General features: G+C 48.6%; 15 protein-coding genes. All 15 read right to left on the bottom strand.

Annotated elements, in window-relative coordinates; genetic code table 11:
- Positions 1-119: 119 nt before the first annotated feature.
- Positions 120-287 carry a hypothetical protein gene (locus H8S75_RS31835; protein WP_187024902.1) on the bottom strand — a complete coding sequence of 56 codons (168 nt, stop codon included), beginning with the start codon at positions 285-287 and terminating at the stop codon, positions 120-122.
- A complete protein-coding gene (locus H8S75_RS31830; RefSeq protein ID WP_187024901.1) occupies positions 271-474 on the bottom strand; it encodes a hypothetical protein in 204 nt (67 codons plus the stop codon). The genes H8S75_RS31835 and H8S75_RS31830 overlap by 17 nt, the downstream gene beginning before the upstream one ends.
- 115 nt (positions 475-589) lie before the next feature.
- Positions 590-982 (bottom strand): helix-turn-helix domain-containing protein, encoded by a 393-nt coding sequence (locus H8S75_RS31825; RefSeq protein WP_187024900.1) that lies wholly within the window; start codon positions 980-982, stop codon positions 590-592.
- A gap of 23 nt (positions 983-1,005) precedes the next feature.
- Positions 1,006-1,224 carry a hypothetical protein gene (locus H8S75_RS31820; protein ID WP_187024899.1) on the bottom strand — a complete coding sequence of 73 codons (219 nt, stop codon included), beginning with the start codon at positions 1,222-1,224 and terminating at the stop codon, positions 1,006-1,008.
- Positions 1,221-2,603: a DEAD/DEAH box helicase gene (locus H8S75_RS31815; RefSeq protein ID WP_187024898.1), complete on the bottom strand. Its 1,383-nt coding sequence runs from the start codon at positions 2,601-2,603 to the stop codon at positions 1,221-1,223. Before H8S75_RS31815 ends, H8S75_RS31820 begins: the two co-directional genes overlap by 4 nt.
- Positions 2,581-3,012 carry a Holliday junction resolvase RecU gene (locus H8S75_RS31810; protein WP_187024897.1) on the bottom strand — a complete coding sequence of 144 codons (432 nt, stop codon included), beginning with the start codon at positions 3,010-3,012 and terminating at the stop codon, positions 2,581-2,583. Before H8S75_RS31810 ends, H8S75_RS31815 begins: the two co-directional genes overlap by 23 nt.
- Positions 3,006-3,218: a hypothetical protein gene (locus H8S75_RS31805; protein WP_187024896.1), complete on the bottom strand. Its 213-nt coding sequence runs from the start codon at positions 3,216-3,218 to the stop codon at positions 3,006-3,008. The genes H8S75_RS31810 and H8S75_RS31805 overlap by 7 nt, the downstream gene beginning before the upstream one ends.
- 320 nt (positions 3,219-3,538) lie before the next feature.
- Entirely contained in the window at positions 3,539-5,431 is a 1,893-nt protein-coding gene (locus H8S75_RS31800) for a DUF927 domain-containing protein (protein WP_207729267.1), read from the bottom strand.
- Positions 5,361-5,966, bottom strand: coding sequence for a CHC2 zinc finger domain-containing protein (locus tag H8S75_RS31795; protein WP_055649989.1), 606 nt, complete (start codon positions 5,964-5,966; stop codon positions 5,361-5,363). Before H8S75_RS31795 ends, H8S75_RS31800 begins: the two co-directional genes overlap by 71 nt.
- Before the next feature lie 5 nt (positions 5,967-5,971).
- Complete coding sequence (locus tag H8S75_RS33215; protein ID WP_278320647.1) at positions 5,972-6,100, bottom strand: hypothetical protein; 129 nt, start codon at positions 6,098-6,100, stop codon at positions 5,972-5,974.
- 80 nt (positions 6,101-6,180) lie between these two features.
- Positions 6,181-6,816 (bottom strand): hypothetical protein, encoded by a 636-nt coding sequence (locus H8S75_RS31790; RefSeq protein ID WP_055649949.1) that lies wholly within the window; start codon positions 6,814-6,816, stop codon positions 6,181-6,183.
- Positions 6,809-7,468: an AAA family ATPase gene (locus tag H8S75_RS31785; protein WP_187024895.1), complete on the bottom strand. Its 660-nt coding sequence runs from the start codon at positions 7,466-7,468 to the stop codon at positions 6,809-6,811. Before H8S75_RS31785 ends, H8S75_RS31790 begins: the two co-directional genes overlap by 8 nt.
- Positions 7,469-7,478: 10 nt before the next feature.
- The gene (locus H8S75_RS31780; RefSeq protein ID WP_243270550.1) at positions 7,479-8,120 is read right to left on the bottom strand and encodes a hypothetical protein; all 642 of its coding nucleotides are present in this window, start codon (positions 8,118-8,120) and stop codon (positions 7,479-7,481) included.
- A complete protein-coding gene (locus H8S75_RS31775; RefSeq protein WP_242866108.1) occupies positions 8,071-8,295 on the bottom strand; it encodes a hypothetical protein in 225 nt (74 codons plus the stop codon). The genes H8S75_RS31780 and H8S75_RS31775 overlap by 50 nt, the downstream gene beginning before the upstream one ends.
- Before the next feature lie 41 nt (positions 8,296-8,336).
- Positions 8,337-8,852: siphovirus Gp157 family protein (locus H8S75_RS31770; protein WP_349769033.1), on the bottom strand; the 516-nt coding region annotated here is incomplete at its 5' end.

Here is an 8,852-nt window from a genome sequence, read left to right as displayed (position 1 = left end):
GCGGCTATATCCGGTAAACTGCTCCAGCTCCGATACAGTCATACCAAACAGCCCAGCCACACTCTTTAAATCTGCCATGACAAAACCTCCTTATTTGTCAAGTCTTAGTTCGGTAAATATTAATTTACCACTACAGTTTCACCGCAGGCCGGACACTCAATCTGCTGCTCATACTCATTCATGCCGGTCTGGACAGTTTTCACGTCGCATTCTTCATATTCCAGCAGCGTTCCGCATATCTCACAGATTAGCCGGCGCTTCTGGCCATACTTAATTATCTTCACCATTGCTTTCCATCTCCCGGATTCGCCTCAGATTCATATGGTACAAATTCGCTGCACGCAGTCCCAATCCGCAATACAAACGTTCAAGCTCCTGTTCATCGTCCGTAATGCACATTCGATTTCTACAGCCTTCGAGCATATCAGCTTCATTCAATATCTGATTTCTAAAATTCTTTCCCTTTTCGTCCATGTTCTTTTCCTTCCTGATCTACAATACAGCTGCCAGCACCGCAGCAAACCTCAGGGCCACTCCGCCGTCGATACAGATGCCGATCAGCACGAACATGACAGCGGCCTGGGCGGTATCAATCAGCCACTTTCTCATTCTTGCCCTCCTGCAGCTTTTTCAGATATGTCGATACAGTTGCCTCGCTGACCTTCAGTTCATCGGCAATCGCCGTACCCGTCCAACCAGCCTTATGCAATGCCACGATCTTTCCGACATCTACCTTCTTTGGAGCAGTCCGTGGCTTCTTAGTCTCCTGCTTTACCGTCCTCTCCTTTGTTCCAGCATCAGCCGCCTTCTTTTCCATAACCAGAAGATGGCAGCCTTTCAGCCATTCCCCCAGTTCTGAAATAATAAAATCATTCTCGACCATATCCAATGTTCTGGGCTGCAGAACTATAACATCATTACCTTTGTCCAATTCCTGCAACGCTTCCCGCAGAGTTAACTCTCCTCTGATTCTCCGCTCCATCGTCTTTCTCCTTTCCAGAATGCTTACCTCTTCTCCTCTTCTAACTGCGAAAATGTCGCAAGCATGATCCGGCCGCATATAGATGCTGCGCCATACCGCTTCATTATTGCGGCGAAATCGTCTGTAGCCTCCTGCCACATTCCCGGCTCCATTGGCCGGCTATGGTATTTTAGATAAAACTTATATGCATCGCAGAAGACGCCTTTTACCATCGCTGCATTTTCTTCATCTCGCTTGCTCATAACCTGCACCCTGCCTTCCTGTAATGTGCCCGGCGCCGCTTCCACTGGTTCTCGCAGAATGCTATATTATCTGCATAATCGTAACAGACTGCCTCTTCCTTCCCGGCCGCTACCCTGGCAATCCGGCCAACGCTCTGTGTCACCACAGCATAATCCTTCTTTGGTGTTGTCATATACAGCCGATCCAGCCGTGGAATATCAAGCCCTTCCTTCGCCAGGCTGTAGCTGGCAAACAGATAATGCTTCTTTCCTTCTCTCATATCTTCAATTGCCCGTTCCCTGGCACACCGCGCCTTCTTACTTGTCATGCTGCCATCAATCATCACCGCAGCTTTCCGGCATTCCTCCGGCAGCATCTGCATTAATGTCCGGAGATGATCCAGCCGGTCCGACAATACCAGGTTGTAATGCTGCTGGTTATATACCAGATCCTCCACGATCAGCTGGCAGCGTTGCCTGCTCCCGGTCAGATACTGCATCAGCTTGCTGTATTCCAACGTTCCATCCGTATCCAAGCACTCCCGCGCGGTAACGACGCCGGTATCTCTCTTCAGGATCCTGACCTGCATGGTCTTATCTGCTACCGCTTCGTCCGGAACCCGGTAGATTACTGGTCCCAACACTGCGAACGTGCTGCGGATCAGGCCGTCAGACCGGTGTACCGTAGCTGACAGTCCATACTTATACCGCGCTGCCAGGCTGTTCATAACCTTGTAGAACATCGTCATCTGTGTTGGTGTTCCAGCCAGCCGATGGCACTCATCTACAATTATCGCGTCCCATGAGTACCGGTACTGCGCCAGATCCAGCTTGCAGAGCGTCTGGACCGTCGCAAAGGTCATATGGCTTCCTATGCTGACCTTGCCGGCCGTAATGGTCCCCAGTGTTTCCCGGGGAAAGTACTGGGCTGCACGGTCAAGTGATTGATTCAGCAGATCCTGTGTGTGCGTAATCCAGAGTGTTTTGCGTTCCAAAGAAGCAGCCAGGGCAATTCCCATCTGTGTCTTTCCGGAACCACACGGGCTCTGCAGGATTCCACAGCTGATCCGCCACATTGCCTCCACCGCCGGCGTCTGGTAATCATACAGAGGGATATTCCCTGTATACTGCAGCTTTCCATTATCTGCCAGGTCGGTGATATATTCGCAGTCAGATGGGAGCAGAGTTCTTATCTCTTTTCCAACTCCAACTGGTAACATCAGATCGCTGCCATCAACCCAATACAGCCATAGATTCTGCGGTGTATTGCCTGTCCATAATCCCCTCCGAGCCCGGTTTGCGTATTCCGGGTTCGGGATCACCAGATTCTCATCGCACCAGTTCTGTAAGATCTTTGTGGCGTCCTTAATCCTGATTTCACTTCCGATAATCACCTGCATCTCTGTCGCTCCATTCCAGCCATTGCTCCAAGGGCATTCCCTGGGTTTTGCATACTGATTCATTGATCCGTTTAAAACCAGCCTCCTGCAGTTCCTGCAACTTCGTGTACAACAGGAGATATATCTGGCGATCAGGGAACCGGATTGCGAACATTCCGGGAACATTCCCCATCATGCTGAACAGGATCATTGCGTTGATCTGGTTTTCCTCGATCCGGCTAAGAGGAAATATTTCTGACTGGCAATCCTTACAGTCGATTAGATAGGCCCGGCCATTCTTCACCGCAATCACATCACAGGGCTGACCATTTTTGTTATCCTGGAAGAGATGAACCCAAAACCAGTGATCCGCCAGGATCCCCGCAAACTCCTTTTCGAACCTGGATCCTGCCGTTTTATTACTTACCATAACTTTCCTGCCTCCTTCTCTACCTCTATGGACAGCCGGCGCATCATCTTTAAATCGTCTTTTATCCTCTGGCGGTTCGGCCTCTCCGCGTTCCACAATCGCTTTTCATCTCCGGATTCCAACGCATCTTTGAATTCGTTTATCTTCTTCGCCTCATTGCCGGCATCTTCCAGAAGGAAGCCCAGCATTTCCAATTTTTTGATCAAAATTATCCTCCTTATTCTCCCCAGTCCAACCATTTTTCTGGTCCGTCCAACCAGGTTTTGTTCCGACAAGTATCCGCAATCCCTTGATTTTACGTATGGTCCAACCGTCCAACCTAAAATCCGGTTGCATATCTATATATTTTTAGAGCAAAATATATATGTTAAATTTTCTACAAACTTTTTTCTCGCGTCACGAGATATATAAAACTGGTTGGACTAGTTGGACTGGTTGGACTCTATATTAAAAAGCCTTATTCTATGCGGGTTTCGTGGTCCAACCTATGGTCCAACCTTAAATTTTATGGTTGGACCCCTCCCCATTAATCAAACGGCAGTATTTCCTGTCCATCAAACACCATAAATCCATCCTGATCTGTATTATCATCATCCTGTGGCAGGATAAGTTTGATATAACTGGACTTAATCCCATAAACTTTTGTATTGTGTATAAACTTACTTTGAGGCGTCTTTTTCAAATACCCCTTATCATTCCACTTCCTGCTGACTGCAGTATAATCAAATCCATTCTGTTCCAGATAACCAAGCAGCACATCCCGGTTTAAAATCAGAATTTCTCCATCAATCTTCCCCCATACTTCCCCTTTATTAGGGGAATTGTCTGCTTTTGGATCTTCAAACCGTACCGGATTCTTTGCTGCCCAGTTGAGCACGGACTGGTAAGCGCGTTCAGCGACATCAACCTCCAGTGCGCTCTGCAGGTATTGGCTTACCTGCCAGATCCCCAACGGCTGCTCCTTTGGGAAGAACAACTCTGCCGCCAGTTCATCAGCCAGTAGAATACAGGCCATTGCCATCGCCTGCTTGTCAGTCGTATCCAGATGGCATAGTTGTTCAAACAGCTCCCGGTATCTCTCTGTAAGTGCCCCCTCTTCCGCTTCCTGAATGTATTCAACCAGTTTCCGGCCGGCAAATCCATAGTTTTCCTGAACAATGCTGCTGACATAGTGACCGTCTTCCACCAGCGGTCCGTCAATCGCGATCTCTATAACGCGGTTCTTGCTTCCGCCTCCGGAGTTTGCTTTTGTAACTGGCTCCTCTCCGGTAAACAGAAAACTGTTCTTCCAGGTCCTGGTTTCTTCTACTCCTCCATAGGCCCGCGCCCGTCCCCGATCCACCCCCTCCGTTATCTGATAGATCAGCTGGTCAAAGTTCCCCTGCCATTTATCTTTGATCGTCTGCAGCTCATCACCGGCGAATGGAATGCTGCACAAAAATGCTGCATTCCGCATAATAGCATTACGGGTCATGTTCATGGTTTTAACCAAGCCGCCCATCTTCGGGTTCCCCCAGATGCTCATGGATACCATAAGAGCCACAGTCTTGCAGGTCCCGGTCGTCCCCCAGACATGCAGAACAAATGGCAATACCTTCAGCGGTTCCAGAAGCACAGAAGCAAAGCTGGCCGCCATCATCATACGAAGAGGAACATTTTTCCGAAGGCCGGCACAAAGATTCAGCCAGGTCTCAAAACTGCCAGCCTCTTTTACGTTCCTGAAAATCGCCTCGTAATCCATATCGCCCTCATACCGGATATCATCTGCATACGGGGTGAAGGAATTCCCCACCCAGCCCAGACGATTAATGGATTTTTTAGGATTCAGTGTTAATGGATTCAGCCCCACGCAGTCTGAAATATATCGGACCATATTCTTTGCATTATCCGATGTAACCTCAATACCAAACTGACTTAGCGCATCCACAATCTTATTCGTATTTGCGCAGACACTTCGATCTACAGTAATGGTCTGCCAGGCAGCTGATTTAAAGTATGCCAGCGTGATCCGCTCCTCCGCTGTATCAACATTCTTAAGAATCTCGACGGGCAGGATCGGATGGCTGCACGCCTGGAATGGAACCGGCATGGCATTTTTATCATACCGGATCGTCCTGACTCCTAGATCATTTGCAGTCCACTCACCGCATATCAGCTCCAGTGGCTGATCCGTAAACTGGGTCTTGTTTCCAGTCTGTTTCTGGCGCTGTGCATAGTCAAGAACGAAGGATTTATACAGGTTGTTAAACTCGGTCACCCTTTTCAACTGTCTGGCCGTATTACGAAGAGACTCTATGTACTGGGTCCGCTCGATATTATCCTCAATCTCAAATATTTCGTAAAAAATTTCATCTGGAAATGGTTCCGTCGGCTTCAATGCGGATATACCAGTCAGCAATTCGTCCTTCGATTTCTCCAATCCTTCTCACCGCCTTCTTGTCTTCATAAACCTCTTCCGGACACTCCTCCAGGTTCTGCAGCAGATACTCAATATACGTAATGTTCTGCAGTGCCTCTGTAAAATGCTCATTTCGCTCATGGATCGCCTCACACAGCAGGATCCAGTACATTTTCACATACATTATGGCCCGCTTCTTAAATACAGCCACAGCCGCTCTCCTCCGGCGTGCCAGCTCCGCTTCCCGCTTCTCCCGGTATGTCACCGGCTCCGCCAGAGGAATATCAAAAGCGGCAGCCAGTTCTTTCGCGGCTTCATAGTTGCTCGTGTCAAGATACATTGACACGAACTTAATCTGATCACCGCCGGCCCCGCAGGAAAAGCAGTAAAACCCTTTTCCGTTCGGATATATCTTAAGGCTGGGATCTTTATCCTGATGGAAAGGGCATAAACACAGCCCCTTCCGGTTAATCTGCAGGCCGTAATATTCAGCCACTTGCTGCATGGATACCGCTTCCTTTATCTTCCGGAACAGCTCCGGATCATAACCTTTCATTACCATCAATCTCCAAACCTCGTATGACCAAGAAGTCCCTCCATGGCAAACATCCAGCCATTCTGCCCAATATCATCAGCACAATGGATTCCGCCCTGCAGACTTCCTATGTCGGAATTATCAATCAGACGCATATCAAACTCATCCGGATCCGGAAATCCTCTCCGGATGAGTCCTGAACGATACCCTGGGATTAATAACGGAACTTCCGGCCTTACATAAAAGGGATCCCTTCCTCTCCGGTTCCTTCCGGGATATTCACAAAACCGTCACTGTCCATAAAAGAAGGGGGCGCCGCGGCATCTGCCGGATTTGGTCTACCGCCTCCGGCTCCTGTCACTGGCAGCAGCTCATCTTCCGGCACTTCCGCTTCTGCCAGGCCGGCAACGCTGCGGATCCGCCACAGCTCCGTCGTCATTGCGCGCTCTCCATTATCCTTTTCGTACTGCCGGCGGCGGAAAATACCACCGAATTTTTTATTGACAAGCGTTTTCTCATTGTCTTCCTTATCCCACTGGAAAGTGAAATTGTTAGACCTCTCAATGGCAGTAACAACACCCTTGAGCCATGGCGTTCCCTTATCATCCATGTTCTGTTTAAAGACACCTCTCCATTTGGCTTTTGGATTCGTTTCTTTTTCTGCTTTAAACTGCTTATCATAAAAGTCTGCATACTCTCCTTCCGCAATATCGTACAGAATTACAAACTTTCTCCACTCATGCCCGCTCTTATCTGTATCCGTCACTTCGGCAACCTGACGAATTTTACAAACATATTTTCCTTTTGGAAGGGCCTGAAATTCGCCCGTATAAGCTGCCGCCTCATCATATCCCTGTGGTTTCTTAATCATTTTTCTTATCCTCCTCTAAGTTCTTCGGGTTCTGAATCCCGTAATATTCTCTGATTGTGTTGTCTACCATTAAAAGATCGTTATCAATCTCAAGCGCCTGGAACATCCCCATTGGAGACTTACTGACCGCGCCATTTGCCGACTGGGTAATAAACCGGTGATCCTCGCCATCTAACACACACCGCAGCACAATCGTAAACATTCCTTCCACACATACTTTCTCATCCAGCAGTTTCCCGATGGTCTTCGGTTTAACATCGCCGCTGTCGTCCTTATCTTCGTGCATCATAAAGTACACGATCTGGTCTTCCCGCATAGTTACCACGAACTGAATCAGACTCCAGAACCGGTCTCCCAGATCATTGTAAAGGGAGAATACGCCATTCCCTTTTCCAGCGTTACTGTGGCCCCGCATGAACTGATTCGTAATAAGATATCCGGCATCGTCAATTACCACTGATTTCTGCTGACAGCCTTTAAGCGCTGTCATAATCTTATTGTAGTCATCGGATTGGACTGTCGGGATCTTCCCCTTAAATGGGAGCGGCTTTTTCAGGACATTGATTAGGGCAAAATCCTTACCCACGCAATTTCTCATACTTGCACTTTTACCGGCCCCGCTCCGGCCTATAATTAATACTGGCACTGCCATGGCTTCCTCCTTAATATGGCAGCGAATCTTCCGCTGCTTCCTCTCTCCCGTCTGCCGGTTCCTCATCTTCCTGACCTGCATTATCCGCAATCCAGTCATCCTCAAAAAAGCTGATGCCGTTCAGACGTGGAAACAACACTTCCAGTGCCTTATTCCCTGGTGATTCCGTATGTACCCAATAGATTGTCGTTTCATTCTTCCAATAGAGCACGCCGGCAAGAAAACTCGGCCTGGTTGGCATCACCTCCACGGTTGTATCCAGTTCGCTCCGCGATATCACCTGGTCTGACAGGGACCGATCCGCAACCACGAATCTCAAATCGCTGTGCTTCTGACACACAATATACTCATGAGGCCAGGCAAACAGCATTACCGGCGCCACTACGGCAAAATCTTTTGCTGCTTTCCACTGCTCATACGGATCCGGATAATCGAATACAGTCTCCGGTTCCGTATCTCCATCTGGATTAATCTTAAAAAGATAGCATTCTCCTGCTTCCGGCAGATCTCCGATCAGCTCCATGATTGCAGCCTTGAACTTATTCGATGCGTACGGTATTTCAATATACAGCCCCCAGTTATCGGAATAAACCAGATAATGGTCATTCACATTCCCTACGATCAGGCCGTGCTTCTTCAAACTGGCCTTCATGATCTTCTTCAATTCTCCTGTTTTTAAGAACATCTTCACAATCCCCTTTCCTGTTTCTCTCATTGCTCTCATCTATTCCGTGACGTACCAATGCAAGTACCATATCCATTTCCTCGAAAGACAGATGCCACACGCCTGTAACCATGAGTTTTACAACCCGTGCTGCAACATCCATCAATACCTGCATACGGAACGGAGTCATATCCCCGCCGCCCATCAGCGGATCCCCAGATGCTCCCCACGCGGTTCCAGATGCGCCCAGTCTACCTGGCGCTCGGATAATAAGGCGCGGACCGCATCTCCGTTTACCTTCGGTGGCTGCGGAATCAGGAAGCGGCCCGGGATATCGTCAATGGCTCCGTCAATGACCAGTGGTTCCTGACCGCCGTTCTTTGCCACGCTGATCGTAAAGAGGGGTGTCTTAATCTTCGTCTTTCCTATAGCCTTCATGTTCTCCATGAGCGTTGTCTTCAAAGCCTTCTGGCGGTTCTCCAAGCTTGTCCTCCGGGCATTCAGGCGGGATTCTTCCGCCTTCAATGTCTCAATATCGGCTTTCATATCAGTAATAATGATCGCATAAGATTCTGCCTTGTCCTCGAACTCCCCGAAAATAGCTTCCATGGTATCTCGGATTGTCTGCTCATCCGTTTCGCCATCATAAAGCATCTGCTCCAAAATCTCGTACTGCTCTGATAATTCGTATAATCTCATCTCGTAATCCTCCTTACCAAT

It is taken from the genome of Hungatella hominis (assembly GCF_014288005.1).
In the GTDB taxonomy this organism is placed as follows: domain Bacteria; phylum Bacillota; class Clostridia; order Lachnospirales; family Lachnospiraceae; genus Hungatella; species Hungatella effluvii.
Note: the sequence above shows the minus strand (reverse complement) of the source record. Positions and strands in the feature narration are given on the sequence as shown.

Excerpts from the sequence above, each read along its gene's own strand:
- H8S75_RS31835 (WP_187024902.1), bottom strand. The coding sequence starts at position 287 with ATGGTGAAGATAATTAAGTATGGCCAGAAGCGCCGGCTAATCTGTGAG.
- H8S75_RS31830 (WP_187024901.1), bottom strand. The coding sequence starts at position 474 with ATGGACGAAAAGGGAAAGAATTTTAGAAATCAGATATTGAATGAAGCT.
- H8S75_RS31825 (WP_187024900.1), bottom strand. The coding sequence starts at position 982 with ATGGAGCGGAGAATCAGAGGAGAGTTAACTCTGCGGGAAGCGTTGCAG.
- H8S75_RS31820 (WP_187024899.1), bottom strand. The coding sequence starts at position 1,224 with ATGAGCAAGCGAGATGAAGAAAATGCAGCGATGGTAAAAGGCGTCTTC.
- H8S75_RS31815 (WP_187024898.1), bottom strand. The coding sequence starts at position 2,603 with ATGCAGGTGATTATCGGAAGTGAAATCAGGATTAAGGACGCCACAAAG.
- H8S75_RS31810 (WP_187024897.1), bottom strand. The coding sequence starts at position 3,012 with ATGGTAAGTAATAAAACGGCAGGATCCAGGTTCGAAAAGGAGTTTGCG.
- H8S75_RS31795 (WP_055649989.1), bottom strand. The coding sequence starts at position 5,966 with ATGAAAGGTTATGATCCGGAGCTGTTCCGGAAGATAAAGGAAGCGGTA.
- H8S75_RS33215 (WP_278320647.1), bottom strand. The coding sequence starts at position 6,100 with ATGCGTCTGATTGATAATTCCGACATAGGAAGTCTGCAGGGCGGAATC.
- H8S75_RS31790 (WP_055649949.1), bottom strand. The coding sequence starts at position 6,816 with ATGATTAAGAAACCACAGGGATATGATGAGGCGGCAGCTTATACGGGC.
- H8S75_RS31785 (WP_187024895.1), bottom strand. The coding sequence starts at position 7,468 with ATGGCAGTGCCAGTATTAATTATAGGCCGGAGCGGGGCCGGTAAAAGT.
- H8S75_RS31780 (WP_243270550.1), bottom strand. The coding sequence starts at position 8,120 with ATGAAGGCCAGTTTGAAGAAGCACGGCCTGATCGTAGGGAATGTGAAT.
- H8S75_RS31775 (WP_242866108.1), bottom strand. The coding sequence starts at position 8,295 with ATGGATGTTGCAGCACGGGTTGTAAAACTCATGGTTACAGGCGTGTGG.